At 67.6% G+C, this 16,392-nt stretch carries 20 protein-coding genes and 1 pseudogene; 9 read left to right on the forward strand and 12 right to left on the reverse strand.

Annotated features, from left to right (window positions below; all coding sequences use genetic code 11):
- Together AC1D2K_RS13010 and AC1D2K_RS13015 are read left to right on the forward strand one after the other, a co-directional pair.
- A partial coding sequence (locus AC1D2K_RS13010) for an NAD(P)(+) transhydrogenase (Re/Si-specific) subunit beta (protein ID WP_478089249.1) occupies nt 1–187 on the forward strand: 187 nt, incomplete at its 5' end.
- 287 nt (nt 188–474) lie between these two features.
- Nucleotides 475–765, forward strand: a complete 291-nt coding sequence (locus tag AC1D2K_RS13015; protein ID WP_478089250.1) for a hypothetical protein — start codon at nt 475–477, stop codon at nt 763–765.
- 37 nt (nt 766–802) lie between these two features.
- Here AC1D2K_RS13015 and AC1D2K_RS13020 read toward each other — a convergent pair whose 3' ends face one another.
- The 12 genes from AC1D2K_RS13020 to nac all read right to left on the reverse strand — a co-directional run bounded on the left by AC1D2K_RS13020 (nt 803) and on the right by nac (nt 10,715).
- Entirely contained in the window at nt 803–1,645 is an 843-nt protein-coding gene (locus AC1D2K_RS13020) for an ABC transporter substrate-binding protein (protein WP_478089251.1), read from the reverse strand.
- Between the two features lie 52 nt (nt 1,646–1,697).
- Nucleotides 1,698–2,432, reverse strand: a complete 735-nt coding sequence (locus AC1D2K_RS13025; protein ID WP_478089267.1) for an amino acid ABC transporter ATP-binding protein — start codon at nt 2,430–2,432, stop codon at nt 1,698–1,700.
- A gap of 99 nt (nt 2,433–2,531) precedes the next feature.
- Nucleotides 2,532–3,287: an amino acid ABC transporter permease gene (locus AC1D2K_RS13030; protein ID WP_478089252.1), complete on the reverse strand. Its 756-nt coding sequence runs from the start codon at nt 3,285–3,287 to the stop codon at nt 2,532–2,534.
- Between the two features lie 3 nt (nt 3,288–3,290).
- Nucleotides 3,291–3,992 carry an amino acid ABC transporter permease gene (locus AC1D2K_RS13035; protein ID WP_478089253.1) on the reverse strand — a complete coding sequence of 234 codons (702 nt, stop codon included), beginning with the start codon at nt 3,990–3,992 and terminating at the stop codon, nt 3,291–3,293.
- Nucleotides 3,993–4,020: 28 nt separating this feature from the next.
- Complete coding sequence (locus AC1D2K_RS13040; RefSeq protein WP_478089268.1) at nt 4,021–4,773, reverse strand: SDR family oxidoreductase; 753 nt, start codon at nt 4,771–4,773, stop codon at nt 4,021–4,023.
- A gap of 207 nt (nt 4,774–4,980) precedes the next feature.
- Nucleotides 4,981–5,745 (reverse strand): LamB/YcsF family protein, encoded by a 765-nt coding sequence (locus AC1D2K_RS13045; RefSeq protein ID WP_478089254.1) that lies wholly within the window; start codon nt 5,743–5,745, stop codon nt 4,981–4,983.
- A gap of 16 nt (nt 5,746–5,761) precedes the next feature.
- On the reverse strand, nt 5,762–6,145 hold the full coding sequence (locus AC1D2K_RS13050) for an acetyl-CoA carboxylase biotin carboxyl carrier protein (protein ID WP_478089255.1): 384 nt from the start codon (nt 6,143–6,145) through the stop codon (nt 5,762–5,764).
- Nucleotides 6,142–7,131: a 5-oxoprolinase subunit C family protein gene (locus AC1D2K_RS13055; protein ID WP_478089256.1), complete on the reverse strand. Its 990-nt coding sequence runs from the start codon at nt 7,129–7,131 to the stop codon at nt 6,142–6,144. The genes AC1D2K_RS13050 and AC1D2K_RS13055 overlap by 4 nt, the downstream gene beginning before the upstream one ends.
- Nucleotides 7,128–7,799: a 5-oxoprolinase subunit PxpB gene (gene pxpB / locus AC1D2K_RS13060; protein WP_478089257.1), complete on the reverse strand. Its 672-nt coding sequence runs from the start codon at nt 7,797–7,799 to the stop codon at nt 7,128–7,130. Before pxpB ends, AC1D2K_RS13055 begins: the two co-directional genes overlap by 4 nt.
- Complete coding sequence (accC, locus tag AC1D2K_RS13065) at nt 7,796–9,148, reverse strand: acetyl-CoA carboxylase biotin carboxylase subunit (RefSeq protein ID WP_478089258.1); 1,353 nt, start codon at nt 9,146–9,148, stop codon at nt 7,796–7,798. Before accC ends, pxpB begins: the two co-directional genes overlap by 4 nt.
- A 10-nt stretch (nt 9,149–9,158) precedes the next feature.
- The gene (locus tag AC1D2K_RS13070; protein WP_478089259.1) at nt 9,159–9,713 is read right to left on the reverse strand and encodes an acetyl-CoA carboxylase biotin carboxyl carrier protein; all 555 of its coding nucleotides are present in this window, start codon (nt 9,711–9,713) and stop codon (nt 9,159–9,161) included.
- A gap of 63 nt (nt 9,714–9,776) precedes the next feature.
- Complete coding sequence (nac, locus tag AC1D2K_RS13075; RefSeq protein WP_478089260.1) at nt 9,777–10,715, reverse strand: nitrogen assimilation transcriptional regulator NAC; 939 nt, start codon at nt 10,713–10,715, stop codon at nt 9,777–9,779.
- Nucleotides 10,716–10,873: 158 nt separating this feature from the next.
- On the opposite strand from nac, the gene AC1D2K_RS13080 reads away from it, so the two are divergent.
- The 7 genes and pseudogenes from AC1D2K_RS13080 to AC1D2K_RS13110 form a co-directional block, all read left to right on the forward strand.
- Nucleotides 10,874–12,082, forward strand: coding sequence for an aspartate transaminase (locus AC1D2K_RS13080; RefSeq protein ID WP_478089261.1), 1,209 nt, complete (start codon nt 10,874–10,876; stop codon nt 12,080–12,082).
- Nucleotides 12,083–12,129: 47 nt separating this feature from the next.
- A complete protein-coding gene (locus tag AC1D2K_RS13085) occupies nt 12,130–12,801 on the forward strand; it encodes an RraA family protein (protein ID WP_478089262.1) in 672 nt (223 codons plus the stop codon).
- Nucleotides 12,802–12,837: 36 nt separating this feature from the next.
- The gene (locus AC1D2K_RS13090; protein WP_478089263.1) at nt 12,838–13,842 is read left to right on the forward strand and encodes a 2-hydroxyacid dehydrogenase; all 1,005 of its coding nucleotides are present in this window, start codon (nt 12,838–12,840) and stop codon (nt 13,840–13,842) included.
- The gene (locus AC1D2K_RS13095) at nt 13,839–14,354 is read left to right on the forward strand and encodes a gluconokinase (RefSeq protein ID WP_478089264.1); all 516 of its coding nucleotides are present in this window, start codon (nt 13,839–13,841) and stop codon (nt 14,352–14,354) included. Before AC1D2K_RS13090 ends, AC1D2K_RS13095 begins: the two co-directional genes overlap by 4 nt.
- 13 nt (nt 14,355–14,367) lie before the next feature.
- Complete coding sequence (locus AC1D2K_RS13100; protein ID WP_478089265.1) at nt 14,368–15,141, forward strand: glucose 1-dehydrogenase; 774 nt, start codon at nt 14,368–14,370, stop codon at nt 15,139–15,141.
- A gap of 8 nt (nt 15,142–15,149) precedes the next feature.
- Nucleotides 15,150–16,187: an L-idonate 5-dehydrogenase gene (locus tag AC1D2K_RS13105; RefSeq protein WP_478089266.1), complete on the forward strand. Its 1,038-nt coding sequence runs from the start codon at nt 15,150–15,152 to the stop codon at nt 16,185–16,187.
- 50 nt (nt 16,188–16,237) lie between these two features.
- Nucleotides 16,238–16,392 (forward strand): annotated as a pseudogene (locus tag AC1D2K_RS13110) (NAD(P)(+) transhydrogenase (Re/Si-specific) subunit alpha); the annotation flags it as partial.

A 16,392-nucleotide genomic window follows, 5' to 3' on the forward strand; every position in this document is an offset into this window, starting at 1 on the left:
GGCCTACAAGGCCAAGACGGTGATCGTGAACAAGGCCTACAAGGCCAAGACGGTGATCGTGAACAAGCGTTCCATGGCCGCGGGCTACGCCGGGCTGGACAACGAACTGTTCTACATGGACAAGACCATGATGGTCTTCGGCGACGCCAAGAAGGTGGTCGAGGACATGGCCAAGGCGATCGAGTAGCTGGCCGCGCTCAATGCGCGAGCGCCGCATCCCAGGTGCGTGACCTCGACAGATCCATACTTTGGGCTGGCCGTTGCACGCCGCGCAGATGGCGGGACCGGGGCACATCCCGCGCAAGCGGCGGCAACGACACTGGCTTCCGGCGGGGCGGCCTGCCGACGGACGGGGTCCTTTTCGGAAGAATCTGATACCTTGCGTCGGCTGCGATCGCTACGCTTGGGGTCATGAATCCAGCTYGCCRTTTCTCKGCGTTCCCCAGCRTCCCGACCAWGGYGGGAAGCCCTKGCATGTCGACCGTCGATGACGGCACGSCGTTCGACAYGGCCATCCCGGCGACCTTCACTGCCGAGCAGGTCGAGTCGATCCTCGCCTTGCACGACATGATCGTCGACGCCAAATCCRGCGTGGCGCAGCTCCTGAAGTCATTGACGCCAACGCGCTTCAGTGCGGCGCAGGCCGAGTGCATCCGTGAGCTCCTGAGCTTGAACGTCCAAGACTTCCACGCGACCTTGGCCGACACCATGGAGCTCTGCCCGCTTCGGGACCGGCTGCGTGCGAGCGCGCGACGRCTCTCGTAGGATTCTCAGGCCGTGCTCGACACTCTGGCGCGGGTACTCAAGGAAGCAGTTCGAACTTCAAGTCGGCCAGCGGCGTGACCTTCTCTTCCCGCGTCATCTTGTATTCGGTGTTCGGGCCGAGCCACTTGTTCCACAGCCTGTCCAACTCGCCCTTCTTCTCCAGCGAATAGAGCGCTTCGTTCACCTTGGCCAGCAGCACCGGCTCGTCCTTTTTCATCCCGATGCCGATCGGCTGCAGCACCATCGGGTCCTTGATCATCTTCAGCTCGACGCCCTCGGTCTTCGACTGGTTGACCAGCTTGGTGATGGTCATGGTGTTCGCCACCATGCCCATCGACTTGTTCTGCTGGACGGCCATGAAGGCCGAGCCGGTGTCCTGGAAGGTCACGGCTTCGGAACCGTTCATCTTGATCGACAGCTCCGAAGTCGATCCCTTGGTCGAACTCAGGCGCTTGCCCTTGAAATCGGCCTTGGTCGTGCCCGGGTCCGACGCCTTGACCGCCAGCATTTCCTTCGCGACGTAATACGGGTCGCTGAACTGGATCTGCTCACCGCGGCTCTTGGTGTAGGCCAGGTTGGCGATGGTCACGTCGACGCGACCGAGCTTGACCTCGGGCACGCGGGCCTCGACCGACAGCGGCGTCACCTTGGCCGTCAAGCCGAGCTCCTTCGCGATGGCGTTGCAGAGGTCCACGTCGTGACCGACCATTTCGCGGGTCTTCGGGTCCGGCGCCGCAAAGGGCGGCACGTCGGCGAAGGTGCCGCACTTGAGTTCCTTGCGCGCAGCGATGTCGCTCCACTGGTCGGCCTGGGCCGCGAGCGAGCATGCGCAGAGGACCGCGCCGAGGGCGGCAAGACGAAACACGTTGGCATTCGACATGGGAAGCTCCTGGGAAGAATATCGGGTGAACAAGAAGAGGAAATCGATCGGCTCAATGCGCCCGCAGGTCCGACAGGAATCGCTGCGCGCGCGGATGCTGGGGTCGGGTGAAGAAGGTCTCTGGGTCCGCCTTCTCCAGGATGCGACCAGCGTCCATGAACCAGACGCGGTCGGCCACCTCGCGCGCAAAGTTCATCTCGTGGGTGACGCACATCATCGTCATGCCCTCGTTGGCCAGACTGCGCATGACCGACAGCACCTCGCCGACCATTTCCGGGTCCAGCGCGCTGGTCGGCTCGTCGAAGAGCATGGCCGGTGGCTCCATCGCCAGGGCGCGGGCGATCGMGACGCGCTGCTGCTGGCCGCCRGAGAGCTGTGCCGGATAGGAATTGGCCTTGTTCGACAGCCCCACGCGCTCCAGCAGCTGGCCGGCCCTGGTCTTGGCGTCGCCGCGCTTCACACCCAGCACATGCACCGGCGACAGCATGATGTTGTCCAGTACGGACAGATGTGGAAACAGGTTGAAGCTCTGGAACACGAAGCCGATGCGGCTGCGCAGCTTGTTCAGCGCATGGCTGCTCATCGGGGCATGGATATCGTGGCCATCGAACAGCAACTGGCCGGACTTGATTTCCTCCAGTCGGTTGACGGTTCGGATCAAGGTCGACTTGCCGGAGCCCGAGGGACCGCAGACCACGACCACCTCGCCCTTCTTGACCTCGGCGTTGACGTCGGTCAGCGCCTGATAGTCGCCATACCATTTGTTGATGTTGGAAAACAGGATCATGGTGTCGTCCTCGCGCGGCTTCAGCCGTGCGCTGGGTTGTTCAAGCGTTTCCATGGTCGGTCTCCGTTCTTTGTTTCGCTCACCGCGCGAATCGCGGCGTCAGGAGTTGGCTGCCACCGGCGGCAGCGGCAGGCCGTCCTCGGTGCTGGCGGGTGTCGCGCTGCCGAGCCGCTTGTGGGCGATTCGCCGCTCCAGCCATTGCGCCAGCTGGGTCAGGCTGAAGCAGACGACGTAGTAGGTCATCGCCAGGATGAAGAACACCTGAAACGGCTTGGTCAGCAACTGGTTGTTGATCTGATTGGCGGCGAAGGTGAGTTCCTGCACGTTGATCACGTAGCCCAGCGTGGTCTCCTTGATGGTGGAGATGAACTGGCTCAGCATGCTGGGGAGCATGTTGTAGAGGGCCTGGGGCAGGACCACGTAAGCCATGGTGCCCAGGTGGCTGTGGCCCAGCGCGCGGGCTGCCTCGGTCTGTCCCTTCGGCAACGCCTGGATGCCGGCGCGGACCACTTCCGACAGGTACGCGCCTTCGTAGATCACCAGCGTGCACAACATCGTGGTGAAACCGGAAACGTCCCGCCCGATCAGGATCGGCACCAGGAAGTACACCCACAGGATGACCATCAGGAGCGGAACGCCGCGCACGATGTACACCAGCACCGTCGCCGGCCAGCGCAGCGCGCGCCAGGGGGAAAGGCGCGCCAGTGCCAGCATCACCGACACGGGGAAGGCCAGCACGATGCCCAGCACCGAGAGAATGAGCGTGGCAACGATGCCGCCGAGCGGCCCGTTCGGGTACTGCCCGACCAGCAGCAGCAGCCAGTTGTCGCGCAGGATGTCGAAGATGCCGAACATGTCTTACCTCGCCCCGGAAACGCGATAACGGCGTGCGATCCAGGCGCCCACCGCCATGATGAGCAAGGAGACCAGCAGGTACATCGCGGTCGCCACGCTGTACGCCTCGAAGGTGCGGAAGCTCTGGCTCTCGATCTCCTTGACCGCATGGGTCAGCTCCGCCACCCCGATGGCCATCGCCAGGCTGCTGTTCTTGAACAGGGACACGCTGTGGTTCACCAGGGCCGGCACCGCATTGCGCACCGCCTGCGGCAGCATCACGTGCCGCATCGCGCCGATGTAGCCGTGTCCCAGGGCACGCGCCGCCTCGGACTGGCCTGGCGGGATGGCCCGCAGGCCGGAGCGCATGTCCTCGCTGAAGTAGGCGGCCTGGCAGAGGCCCAGCGCCACGATCGAGATCAGCGCCTCGGCGTTGTTGTTCGACAGCCAGGCTTGCACGGCGTCCGGCAGCAGGCTGAAGATGCCGAAGTACCAAAGCATCAGCTGCACCAGCGTCGGCACATTGCGGTGATAGGAGACATAGGCGGCGACAGCCCGCTCGGCCACCGTGTTGGCGCTGAGCCGGACCACCAGCAGGACGACGGCCATCGACATCGCGAGCAGCCAGGAGCCGACCGCGATCTTCAGGGTCAGCACCATCCCGTGCAGCAGCATGGCGCCGAACTCGGGCTTCAGCAGGATCGCAAAGAGGTCGAAGTCCTTCATGGCGTGCTCAGGTGTGAACGGGCGAAGCTCAGGCCCGCACCGTCTCCGGCTTGGCGGTGGAGAGGCCGCCGGGCACCTGCAAGGTCGGCGTGATCTCCATGTGGCCGATGTTCACCGCCACAGGCGCCGCGATCGCGAAGGCGATGGCATTGGCGATGTCGGCTGCCTCCGGCAACTCATAGCCTTCGACGAAGCGCTTGCGCGTCTCCTCGGAGTCGCCGTGCACGTGCGCGAAGATGTCGGTCGCCACGCGGCCCGGGCAGATCTCGGTCACGCGCACCCGCTTGCCGAAGCAGTCGACGCGCAACTGGCGCGACAGCATGCTGACCGCCGCCTTGGTCGCGTGGTAGGTGCTGTTGCCGCCGAAGTTGTAGGCCGCGGCGATCGAGCTGATGTTGACCACGTGGCCGCTGTCGCGCGCCACCATGCCCGGAACGACCAGCCGGCAGAGGTGCAGCACGGCGCGCAGATTGACGTCCACCAGCAGGTCGATGCCTTCGGCGTCGGCCTTCAGGATCGAGCCCGGCCGATCGACGCCGGCGTTGTTCACGAGAACGTCGAACTCGACTTCCTTCGTCAGCGCGGTCACGCCGTGCAGGTCGCTCACGTCGATGGCRTGCGGGATGCAGCCCGTGCGCGCGGCGAGTTCTTTCAGCTTGGCGCCGCTGCGGGCCAGCGCATGGACCTGCAGGCCTTCCTTGCAGAGGCGCTCGACAACGGCGGCGCCGATGCCGGAGGAGGCACCTGTCACCAGGGCGGTCTTGTAGTCGGAGAAGGGCATCTGGGTCACTTTCTTTCTGTGGGATGGCGGCCGGTCGCGCCCTTGTCGAATGCGCCTTCGGACCGCGATGAATTCACTGTATCGACCTCAGGTTCGGCGCGCCAAGACGGTTTGGCTGTGGAGCGATAAGGCCCCCTTATGTCGCCCTGGAAGCGTGCGCGCCAAGTTAGGGTAAGCACCATGTCCGTGCCTGCTCGACAGCGCGCTTCAGGCGGCCTGGCGCGAGATCGGGACCACACGACCGTGCGCCTCGACCACCTCGCGCACCCCGCGCGCCAAGGTCACCGCGCCGGGCGTGTCGCCGTGGACCAGGATCGAATGCACGCGCATCGGGATCTTGTTGCCGGCGTAGGTGGTGACAGTGCCCTCCGCCAGCAACTGCCGGACACGCGCCAGGACCCGTTCGGGGTCGTGGATCACCGAGTCCGGCATCTTGCGCGGGATCAGCAGCCCTGCTTCGTCGCAGGCGCGGTCGGCCAGGAAGGTGGTGCGAAGGCGCAAGCCGCAGCGCTGCGCCGCATCCTCGATGGCCCGGCTGGCCGAGGAGCTGATCGTCAGCGAGGGATCGAAGTCCGCCACCGCCCGCACCAGCGGCGTCGCGAGCTCCGCATCCGCCGCCGCCAGGTTGCCGAGCGCGCCATGAAAGCTCATGTGCGTCATGCGGTGCCCCGCGGTGCGTGCGATGCCTGCCAGGGCACCGAGCTGGTAGACCACGGCCGCGACCAGCTCGCCCGTGTCCATCTGCATCGGGCGGCGGCCGAAGCCGGCCAGGTCCGGGAAGCCGACATGCGCGCCCACATCCACGCCGCGCGCCAGCGCCGTGCGCACGGTGCGGTCCATGATCTGCGGGTCGCCCGCATGGAAGCCGCAGGCGACGTTGGCCGACGAGACGATGCCCAGCAGCGCCTCGTCGTCGCCCATGCGCCARGAGCCGAAGCCTTCGCCCAGGTCCGCGTTCAGGTCCATGTCCATGGTGCTTTCCTTGTCGTCAGATGGGATGCAGGTCGACCAGGGCCGTGCCGTAGCCGACAGTCGCGCCGTCGTCGGCCCGCAGCGCGGCGACGGTGCCGGCTCGCGGGGCGCTCACCGGCAGCAGCAGGACGCCGATGCGCAGCAGTCCGAGCGTCTGGCCGGCCTGTACGCCATGGCCGACGCGCACGAACGGCGCCGTCGCGCAAGGGTGGGCGTGCAGGAACACGCCGACGCAAGCGGCGCTCACGGTGTCGGGAGCGGGCCCTGCCTGGGTTGGAACCGCCTCGCCCTGCCGCCCCAGCCGCACGGTCGCACCGGGCATCCGCAGTTCGAGGAAGCCGATGTCCGTCGCCGCCATCCAGCCGGCGATCTCCCGCAGTTCATGAGGCGCCTTCTTCATGCAGCGCCCCCCATCGGCCCGCTGCGGTGCAGTGCCACCATGCGTGCCACCTTCGCCAGCCAGGCCTCCTTCAGTTCCAGCGCGGCCACAGCCTCGTCCCAGGTCGTCTCGATGAAGCGGATCCGGCTGCCGATCGGCGCCTGGCCCAGCCGCCACAGATCGGCCTCGATCACGGTGCCGAATTTGGGATAGCCGCCCGAAGGCTGCGCGTCGCGCATCTGGATGATCGGTTGCCCGCTATGGGGCACCTGGATCACGCCGGGCACGATGCCATGTGAGCGCATTTCCATCGGAGCGACCGGCTGCAAGGCCTCTCCAGCGAGCCGGTAGCCATAGCGATCGCTCTGCGCCGTGATGCGCCATTCACCGGCCCAGAAAGCCTCGCGTGACGCGGCCTCGAAACCCAGGTATTCGGCCGCCGGCAACACCCGCAGCGCGACCCGCCCGTCGACCTCCAGCGGCAAAGCGATGGCCGGCGGCACCAGGCCGAAGCCGGTCTGGCAGGCGCGCTTCGGCTCGGCGGCACCCAGCACGTCCCCCTTGCGCAATGCCCGCCCCTCGTGCCCACCGAAAGCGCCGCGCATCTGGGTGCTGCGCGAACCCAGCACCTCCGGCACATCGATGCCGCCCGGCAGGCACAGCAGCGCACGGCTGGCGCGCTGCGCGCCCTGCGGCAGGCCCAGCGTCAGCACCTGGCCGGCCCGCGCCTGGTGCGACCACCACGGCAGCAGCGGTTGCGCGTCCAGCTTCGCGCCACAGTCGGCGCCGGTCAGTGCGAAGGCGCAATCCCCGGTGAAGCGGACCTTGAACGGAAAGACCGGGATCTCGATGCCCGCAGCGCCGACCTCGTTGCCCAGCAGGAGATTGCCCGCCGCGAGCGCGAGATCGTCCATGGCACCGGCGGTACCCACGCCGAAGCGCAGGCTACCCAGGCGCCCGAGGTCCTGCACGGTCGCCAGGGCCGCGTTGGAGAGTATCTCGATCATTTTTCTATCCCTTCCACCAGGAAGCGAATGCGGTCGCCCGGCTGCAGTGTGGCCGGCGGATTCCGCCCCGGGTCGAAGAAGACCATGACGGTGCTGCCGATGGTGTTCCAACCGCTCGGCCCGGCGGAGGCCGAGACACCGGTCTGCGCCCCGCCGATCGACACGGCGCCACCCGGAATGCTGAGCACCGGCACCTTGCGCCGCGGCGTCGCGATGCGCGGGTCCATGCCACCCAGGTAGCAGTAGCCGGGATGGCTGCCCAGCGCATACACCGGGTACAGCGGCGCGCTGTGCAGCTCGACGATCTCCTCGACCGACAGGCCGGTGTGCGCCACCACGTCCGCCATGTGCGGACCGCCGGCACCGCCATAGCGCACCGGCAGCTCGACCACCCGGCCTTCGCGGGTGAGCGGCGTGACGGCCTCCCAGGCGGCATCCAGCCGCGCCTTCAATGCATCGAGCGCGCGCGGCGGACGAACGAAGCTCAGCATCAGGTTGTTCATTCCGGGCACGGCCTCGCGCACCTCGGGCCATTCGGCGGCCTCCTGCGCGAGCGCCCAGATGCGCTGCTGCGAATGAAGCTCCATCGCCCCCGGGGCTTCGAACAGCAGCGCGGTCGTGCCCAGCAGGCTCACCGTCGGGACCGATCCGGATGTCGAGGAGTTCACGGCGCGTTCCTTCGCTGCAGCCAGCGTTCGAGGTGGTGGATGTCAACGCCGCCGGTGGCAAAGCCGTCGTCCTGAAGCAGCGCGCGATGCAGTGGCACGTTGGTCGCGATGCCGTCGACCTGCAGCTCGCTCAGCGCGAGCCGCATGCGATCCAGCGCGTCCTCGCGACTGGCGCCATGCACGATCAGCTTGCCGATCATCGAGTCGTAGTACGGCGGCACGCGGTACCCCACCCCCGCGTGCGAATCGAAGCGCACGCCGAAGCCGCCGGGCACGCGCCAGCCCGTGATGCGACCCGGCGACGGCGCGAAGCTGACCGGATCCTCCGCGTTGATGCGGCATTCGATCGAATGGCCCCTGCAAGGGACGTCGGCCTGCGTGATCGTCAACCGCTCGCCACGCGCCATGCGCAGCTGTTGCTGCACGATGTCGATGCCCGTGGTCATCTCGGTCACCGGATGCTCCACCTGCAGCCTCGTGTTCATCTCGATGAAGTAGAAAGCGCCCTTCTCGTAGAGAAATTCGAAGGTGCCGACGCCGCAGTAGCCGATCTGCCGGCAGGCCGCCGCGCAACTCTCCCCGACCGCGGCGATCAGCGCCTCGTCGATGCCGGGCGCCGGTGCTTCCTCGATCACCTTCTGGTGCCGCCGCTGCAGCGAGCAGTCCCGGCTGCCGAGCCAGATGGCCTGGCCGTGGTCGTCGGCCAGCACCTGGATCTCCACATGCCGCGGATGCAGCAGAAACTTCTCGATGTAGACCTCGGGGTTGCCGAAGGCGCGTCGCGCCTCTTCGCGCGTGAGCGCCAGCGCCTCCAGCAGCTCGCCCTCCTCCCGGACCACGCGCATGCCGCGACCGCCGCCACCGCCGGCCGCCTTGACGATCACCGGGTATCCGACCTCGCGCGCCAGCGCGCGCACGGCCTCCGCATCGTCGGGCAACCCATCGTCCGGACCCGGCACGCAGGGCACGCCGGCCCGACGCATCGCGCGTTTGGCCGCGACCTTGTCGCCCATCACGCGGATGCAGGCGGCGCTCGGTCCGACAAAGCGCAATCCGGCCTGCTCCACCTTCTCGACGAAGCCCGCGTTCTCCGACAGGAATCCGTAGCCGGGATGAATCGCCTGCGCACCGCTCACCTCGGCCGCATAGAGCAGCGCCGACTGATCGAGATAGCTCTGGGCAGGGCTGGCCGGACCGATGCACAGCGCCTGGTCGGCCTGTCGCACATAGACCGCATCGCGGTCGGCGTCGGAGTGCGCGACCACCGTCTTCAGGCCCAGGCCGCGGCAGGCGCGCAGGATTCGCAAGGCGATCTCGCCGCGGTTCGCAATGAGGACGGTGTCGAACATGGTGTCCTTCTCAGGCAAGGCGGAACAATGGCTGGCCGGCCTCGACCTCGTCACCGGATCGAACAAGCACCTCGGAAATGGTGGCGTCGGCCTCGGCGCGCACTTCGTTGAAGACCTTCATCGCCTCGATCACGCACAAGGTCTGGCCGGCCGCGACCTGCTGGCCCGGCTGCACGAACAGCGGCTCGCCCGGCGACGGCTGCAGGTGGATCACGCCATAGAGCGGCGCCAGGCATTCGACCGGGCTCGCTGCAAGGTCGACGGAGGGCTCTCGGATTGCGCCAGGCAGTTCGACGCGTGCACCGTCCCTCTCGTGCGCGGTGGCCTGCGGGGCGGCGCAGGCATCATCTGCGCCGCGCCCGGCTTGGGCCCGCGACGTCGACACCCCCTGCTTCACCAGCCGCAACGTGCAACCGTCTGCGCTGTACTCCAGCTCCGACAGCTCCGAGGCCGCCAGTGCGTCGATGAGGATCTTGATCTGTTCCTGATTCATGCCGGACCCGCCGCGAAAGGGCGGGATCTCCTTGGTGGCCGACGCATTCCGCGAACGCGTGACGGCAGGCATGAACGGTAGCCCGCGAAGGCCGCGAAGCCAAAGACGGATTGGCTGTGCCGGGATAAGGTCGGCTTATGACGCCTTGGCCAGCACCGGCTCCGCGGTCGCGGCGGCGTTGTTCGAAAGCTCGGTGACGAGTTCGAGCAGGATGTCCTTCACCGCCTGCGCCGGCTCGGAGAGCGGCAGGTGGTCCGACTGGCACAGGGCCAGAGGCGCCTCGATCACCGGGTCGACGATCTGGAACTGCCAGGCGCCACAGGCCGCCACCACCTCGCGCGCCATCGAAGCCGGCAAGATGGTCGCACCCAGGCCGTCGGCCACGGCCGCGGTCAGGGTGAAGGCGGATTCGATCTCGGCCACGACGCGCGGCGTCGCGCCAAGCCGGCTGAAGGCCGCATCGACCAGTTTGCGCACCACGTTGTAGGGACGCGGCAGGAAGAGTTCCATCTCGCGCAGATCGGCCAGCCGAACCGGTTGGGCCGGTGCCGGGATCGACGCCGGCCCGACCAGGAACAAGGGCTCCTTCAGCAGCGGCAGAAAGGTCAAGCCATGGATCGCCTTGTCGCCGTAGAGCACGGCCAGATCCATCCGGCCGTTCATGATCAGTTCGCTCAGCGTGGTGCCGTAGTTCTCGTTCAGGTACAGCAGGATGCCCGGATGGCGCGCGCGCACCGTGCGCAGCAAAGGCAGCGAGAGCGCCGCCGCCGCCGTGCCGGGCGCGAGGCCCACCGACACCTGGCCCGAGACGCCCTGCCCGGCAGCCTCCATGTCGATCTGCGCCTGCTCGCACTGGCGCAGGATGATCTGCGCATGCCGGTACAGCACCTTGCCGGCCTCGGTCGGCGTCACGCCGCGCTTGGTGCGCACCAGCAGTTGCTGCCGCACCTCGCCCTCCAATGTGGCCAGTTGCTGGCTCAGCGCCGGTTGGGCAATGAAAAGAACCTCGGCGGCCTGTGTCAGGCTGCCGATGTCCACGATCTTCACGAAGTATTTAAGTCGCCGCAGGTTCACGCCTGCCTCCGAAGCAAAAGTCGAGCCTAGCACCGGCCCCGAGGCCGGGCCATCAGGGCCTTCCATAAGCTCTACCTATACGACCAGAGCGAACTCGTCTTGGCGTCGCGAGAGCGATCTGCGTACCGTACGGTCCTGCCATCCCACTCCAGGAAGTCATGACCACCTCCCGCATCGCAGAGCGCGTCCGCCGCATCAAGCCTTCGCCCAGCACCTCGGCCGCCGACCGCGCCAACGAGCTGCGCCGCCAGGGCAAGTCCATCGTGAACCTCGTCGTCGGCGAGCCCGACTTCGACACCCCCCTGCACATCCGCCAGGCCGCCGCCGCGGCGATGGACAAGGGCGCCACCCGCTACACCCTGATGGCCGGAACGGTCGAGTTGCGCGAAGCCATCATCGGCAAGCTCCAGCGAGAAAACGGCCTCCGCTATGCGATGAACGAGATCATCGCCACCAACGGCGCCAAGAGCGCGATCTACAACGCCTTCGCGATCACGCTGGAGTCGGGCGACGAAGTCATCGTGCCCGCACCCTACTGGGTGTCCTACCCCGACATGGTGCTGGCCTGCGACGGCAAGCCGGTGATCGTCGCCTGCCCCGAGACCAACGGCTTCAAGTTGACGCCCGCGCAGCTCGAGGCGGCCATCACGCCGCGCACGCGCTGGCTGCTGATCAATTCGCCGAGCAACCCGACCGGCGCCGCCTATACCGCCGACGAATACCGGGCGCTTGCGGAGGTGCTGGCACGCCACCCGCAGGTCATGGTGATGACCGACGACATCTACGAGCACATCCGCTTCGACGGCCAGAAGACGCCGCACATCCTCGCCGTGGCACCCGAGCTGCGCGATCGCACGCTGGTCGTGAACGGCGTCTCGAAGACCTACGCGATGACCGGCTGGCGGATCGGCTACGTGGCCGGGCCGGCGGACATGGTCCGTGCGCTGGATACGCTGCTGTCGCAATCCGCCGGCAACTGCTGCTCGATCAGCCAGGCTGCTGCCGCCGCCGCGATGAACGGCGACCAGTCCTTCGTCGCCGAGAGCGTCGCCGTCTACAAACAGCGCCGCGACCGCACGCTGGCCCTCATCAACGCGATCCCCGGCCTGAGCTGCGCCACGCCACCCGGCGCCTTCTATCTGTACGTCAATTGCAGCGGCCTGATCGGCAAGACCACGCCCTCCGGCAAGGTCCTCGCCGAGGACGGCGACGTCGTGATGTACCTGCTGGAAAGCGAAGGCGTGGCGATGGTCGCGGGCACGGCCTACGGCCTCTCGCCCTACTTCCGGCTCTCCATTGCGACCTCGATCGACATCCTCGAGGAGGGGTGCGCGCGCATCGCCCGCGCGGTCGCCGAACTGCGTTGAGCAGCGACCGGCCGTATCGCACCCCCATCACCGAACCGGAGACATCCATGCAATTCAAGGGCATCCGCAAGAAYCCGTCCGCGCCGCCAGTGAACCCGGCGCACATCGCCGCGCTGCGCGACATCCCGGTCGCCGCGCTGAGCGACAACATGCACCGCAACATCGGCAGCGTCGGCCTGAACCCCTATCACCGTCCGGGGCCGGGGACCATGGCCGGCACGGCCGTCACGATCAAGTCGCGCGGCGGCGACAACCTCACGCTGCTGCGCGCCTTCGAGTTCTGCCGCCCCGGCGACGTGATCGTGATCGACGCCGACGGCGATCTGGCCAATGCGGTGATCGGCGGCATCCTGTCCTTCTACGCCGCCACCATCGGCACCGTGGGCGTCGTGCTCGATGGCGCCATCCGGGACGTGGCCGAGATCCGCGCGCGCGACTTCCCGGTCTATGCACGCGGCGTGAATCACCGCGGGCCCTACAAGGACGGCCCCGGGGAGATCAATGTCCCGGTGTCGGTGGGCGGCATGCTGGTGAACCCTGGCGACGTCGTGGTCGGCGACCAGGACGGGCTGATGGCGTTCTCGCCGAACGATGCCGAATGGCTCATCGAGAAGGCCCGGGCGCACCTGGCCACCGAAGCCGAGACGATTCGCGCCATGAAGGAAGGCCGTTGGGACCGCAGCTTCCTCGACGCCCTCGAAGCGCGCTGCCCCAACTGACCCGCCTTCCCTCGATAGAAGAAGACAGAGACAACGATGACTCCATCCGTCCTCATCACCCGCGCCACGTTCCCCGACATCGCTCAGCGGCTGCGCGAACATTTCAGCGTCGAAGACAACCCGAACGACGCCATCTGGGACCCGGACGAGCTCCGACGTCGCCTGCGAGGCAAGCAAGGCGTGATGAGCCACGGAAGCGAACGCATCGACGCCGCCCTGCTCGACGCCTGCCCCACGGTGAAGGCCGTGTGCAACGTGGGCGTGGGCTATAACAACGTGGATGTCGAGGCCTGCACCTCGCGCGGCGTGCTGGTCACCAACACGCCCGACGTGCTCACCGAGACGACGGCCGACTTCGGCTTCGCGCTGATGATGGCCACCGCCCGACGCATCGGCGAGTCGGAGCGCTTCGTGCGCCAGGGCGACTGGACCAAGACCGGCATCTTCGACATGTTCGCGGGCAGCGACGTGCACGGCGCGACGCTCGGCATCCTGGGCATGGGCCGCATCGGCCGCGCTGTCGCACGCCGCGGCTCGCTCGGTTTCGGCATGCGGGTGATCTACCACAACCGTTCACCGCTGACTGCCGAGGCCGAAGGCGAAAGCGGCGCCCGCTACGTCGACAAGGCGACCTTGCTGCGCGAAGCCGATCATCTCGTGCTGGTGCTGCCCTACTCCGCGGCGTCACATCACGCGATCGGCGCCGAAGAGCTGAAACGGATGAAGCCGACGGCGACACTGACGAACATCGCGCGCGGCGGCATCGTCGACGACGCGGCGCTCGCATCCGCACTCCGGGCCGGCACGATCGCTGCGGCGGGCCTCGATGTGTTCGAGGGCGAGCCCCGCATCCATCCCGCCCTGCTCGGCCTGCCGAACGTCGTGCTGACGCCGCACATCGGCAGCGCGTCGATCCAGACGCGGCGCGCCATGGCGTCGCTCACCATCGACAACCTGATCGCCGCACTGGGCGCCGGGCCGCAAGCGGGCGAGCCGCCGACGCCGGTCAATCCCGAGGTGCTGGCTGCCCGCCTGCGATGACCGTCAAGCTGCTGGTCATGGGTGTCTCCGGCTGCGGCAAGACGACCGTGGCCAGAGCCATCGCAGCCGCGCTGGACTGCACTGCGGTCGAGGGCGACGACTATCACCTGCCCTCCAGCCAGGACAAGATGGAACGCGGAGTTCCGCTGATGGATGCGGACCGCATTCCCTGGCTCGACGCGCTGGGCGCGTTGCTGAGGGACGCCGAAGGCCGCCTGGTGATGAGCTGCTCGGCCCTCAAGCGCGCCTACCGGGACCGCCTTCGTGCTGCCGAGCCGACGTTGCGCTTTGTCTACGTGCACATCGACATCGGCGAAGCGAAGCGGCGCGTGGCGTCACGATCCAGTCACTTCTTTCCCACCAGCCTGGTCGACAGCCAGTTCGCGGCACTCGAATCGCCGGAGGGCGAACCCGGCGTGCTGCGCGTGGAGGCGGCCGAGCCGGTGGCAGCGCAGTGCGAAGCCGTGCTGCGCTGGCTGGCGATTCCGCCTTACTCTTCGGCACCCTCCTGAACCTGGAACCACCATGACCCCCATCCTCAAGAGTTTCGACCTCACCGGCCGCACCGCACTCATCACCGGCTCCAGTGCCGGCATCGGTTTCGCGCTGGCGCGCGGCCTCGCCGGCGCCGGTGCCCGCGTGATCCTGAACGCTCGCAACGCCGCGAAGCTCGAAGCCGCAGCCGAGGTGCTGCGCAGCGAGGGGCTGCAGGTGCTGACCGCCCCCTTCGACGTGACCTCCGGCGACGCCGTGACCGCCGCGGTGGCACGCATCGAAGCCGAAGTCGGCGCCATCGACATCCTGGTCAACAACGCCGGCATGCAGCGCCGCGCACCGCTCGACCAGTTTGCCGAGGCCGACTGGCACGAGCTCATGAAGACCAATGTCGACAGCGTCTTCCTAGTGGGCCAGGCCGTGGCGCGCCACATGATCGGGCGCAAGCGCGGAAAGATCGTCAACATCTGCTCGGTCCAGAGCGAACTGGGCCGACCGGGCATCGCGCCCTACACGGCCAGCAAAGGCGCGGTGAAGATGCTCACCAAGGGCATGGCCATCGACTGGGGCCAGCACGGCATCCAGGTCAATGGCCTCGGACCGGGCTACTTCAAGACCGAGCTGACTGAAGCGCTGGTTCAAAACGAGGAGTTCACCCAGTGGCTGGTCGGGCGCACGCCCTCGCGCCGCTGGGGCGACGTGGAAGACCTGGTCGGCGCCGCCGTGTTCCTGTCGAGCGATGCCTCCAACTTCGTCAACGGCCACATCCTCTACGTGGATGGCGGCGTGACGGCAACCCTCTGAGAAAGACCATGGAAGCACTTGTCATTCACGCACCGGGCGACCTGCGCGTCGAGGAAATTGAAACCGCCGCGCTCGGCCCCGGCCAGTTGCAGGTGCGCGTGCGCTGCGGCGGCATCTGCGGCTCCGACCTGCACTACTACCAGCACGGCGGCTTCGGCACCGTGCGCATCCAGCAGCCGATGGTGCTCGGCCACGAGGTGGCCGGCGTGATCGAGGCCGTGGGCGCCGGCGTCGCCGGCTTCCAGCCCGGCGAGCGCATCGCGATCAGCCCGAGCCGGCCCTGCGGCCTTTGCCGCTTCTGCCAGCAGGGTCTGCAGAACCACTGCCTGGACATGCGCTACTACGGCAGCGCGATGCGCAACCCGCACGTGCAGGGCGCCTTCCGCCAGCAGATCGTGGTCGAGACGCACCAGGCCTACAAGCTCGCGGATTCGATCAGCGACGGCGAGGGCTCGATGGCCGAGCCGCTGTCGGTGGCGCTGCACGCGGTGCGGCGCGCCGGCCCGTTGCTGGGCCGACGGGTGCTGGTCACGGGCTGCGGGCCGATCGGCGCGCTGGCGATCATCGCGGCACGCCGGGCCGGCGCGGGGCACATCGTGGCCACCGATGTCGGCGCACTCACGCTCGACAAGGCCTTGAAGGTCGGCGCCGACGAGGTGATCAACGTCGCCGAGGAGCCCGACGGCCTCAAGCGGTTCTCGGCCGACAAGGGCAGCTTCGACGTCCTGCTGGAGGCCAGCGGCAACCCGCGTGCGCTGGTCGGCGCCTTCGACGTGCTGCGCCCGCGCGGCATCATCGTGCAGCTGGGCCTGGCCGGCGGCGAGATTCAGCTGCCGATCAACACCATCGTCGCCAAGGAGTTCGACCTGCGCGGCGCCTTCCGCTTCCACGAGGAGTTCGCGGTGGCGGTGGAGCTGCTCAACAAGGGGCTGGTCGATGTCAAGCCGCTGATCTCGGCCACGCTCTCGTACCGCGACTCGGCGCGCGCCTTCGCGCTGGCGGCCGATCGCTCGCAGGCCATGAAGGTGCTGCTGAACTTCGACTGAAAGCCTCCGCTGCGCTTGAGCGCGCAGACCTCAGAAAAGAAAGAGCAATCATGCAAATAGGCGTGCCGGCCGAGACTGTGCCAGGCGAAACCCGAGTTGCCGTGACCCCGGAGACCGCGAAGAAGCTCGTGGCGCAGGGCCATGTGGTGCGTGTGCAGGCGGGCGCGGGCGTGGCTGCGAGCGTGACCGATGCGGCGTACCAGGC

The organism is Variovorax sp. P1_H12_2, assembly GCF_056405335.1.

Excerpts from the sequence above, each read along its gene's own strand:
- AC1D2K_RS13070 (WP_478089259.1), bottom strand. The coding sequence starts at position 9,713 with ATGCCTGCCGTCACGCGTTCGCGGAATGCGTCGGCCACCAAGGAGATC.
- AC1D2K_RS13105 (WP_478089266.1), top strand. The coding sequence starts at position 15,150 with ATGGAAGCACTTGTCATTCACGCACCGGGCGACCTGCGCGTCGAGGAA.
- AC1D2K_RS13020 (WP_478089251.1), bottom strand. The coding sequence starts at position 1,645 with ATGTCGAATGCCAACGTGTTTCGTCTTGCCGCCCTCGGCGCGGTCCTC.
- AC1D2K_RS13035 (WP_478089253.1), bottom strand. The coding sequence starts at position 3,992 with ATGAAGGACTTCGACCTCTTTGCGATCCTGCTGAAGCCCGAGTTCGGC.
- accC (WP_478089258.1), bottom strand. The coding sequence starts at position 9,148 with ATGTTCGACACCGTCCTCATTGCGAACCGCGGCGAGATCGCCTTGCGA.
- AC1D2K_RS13090 (WP_478089263.1), top strand. The coding sequence starts at position 12,838 with ATGACTCCATCCGTCCTCATCACCCGCGCCACGTTCCCCGACATCGCT.
- AC1D2K_RS13055 (WP_478089256.1), bottom strand. The coding sequence starts at position 7,131 with ATGATCGAGATACTCTCCAACGCGGCCCTGGCGACCGTGCAGGACCTC.
- AC1D2K_RS13030 (WP_478089252.1), bottom strand. The coding sequence starts at position 3,287 with ATGTTCGGCATCTTCGACATCCTGCGCGACAACTGGCTGCTGCTGCTG.
- AC1D2K_RS13100 (WP_478089265.1), top strand. The coding sequence starts at position 14,368 with ATGACCCCCATCCTCAAGAGTTTCGACCTCACCGGCCGCACCGCACTC.
- AC1D2K_RS13080 (WP_478089261.1), top strand. The coding sequence starts at position 10,874 with ATGACCACCTCCCGCATCGCAGAGCGCGTCCGCCGCATCAAGCCTTCG.
- AC1D2K_RS13050 (WP_478089255.1), bottom strand. The coding sequence starts at position 6,145 with ATGAAGAAGGCGCCTCATGAACTGCGGGAGATCGCCGGCTGGATGGCG.
- AC1D2K_RS13095 (WP_478089264.1), top strand. The coding sequence starts at position 13,839 with ATGACCGTCAAGCTGCTGGTCATGGGTGTCTCCGGCTGCGGCAAGACG.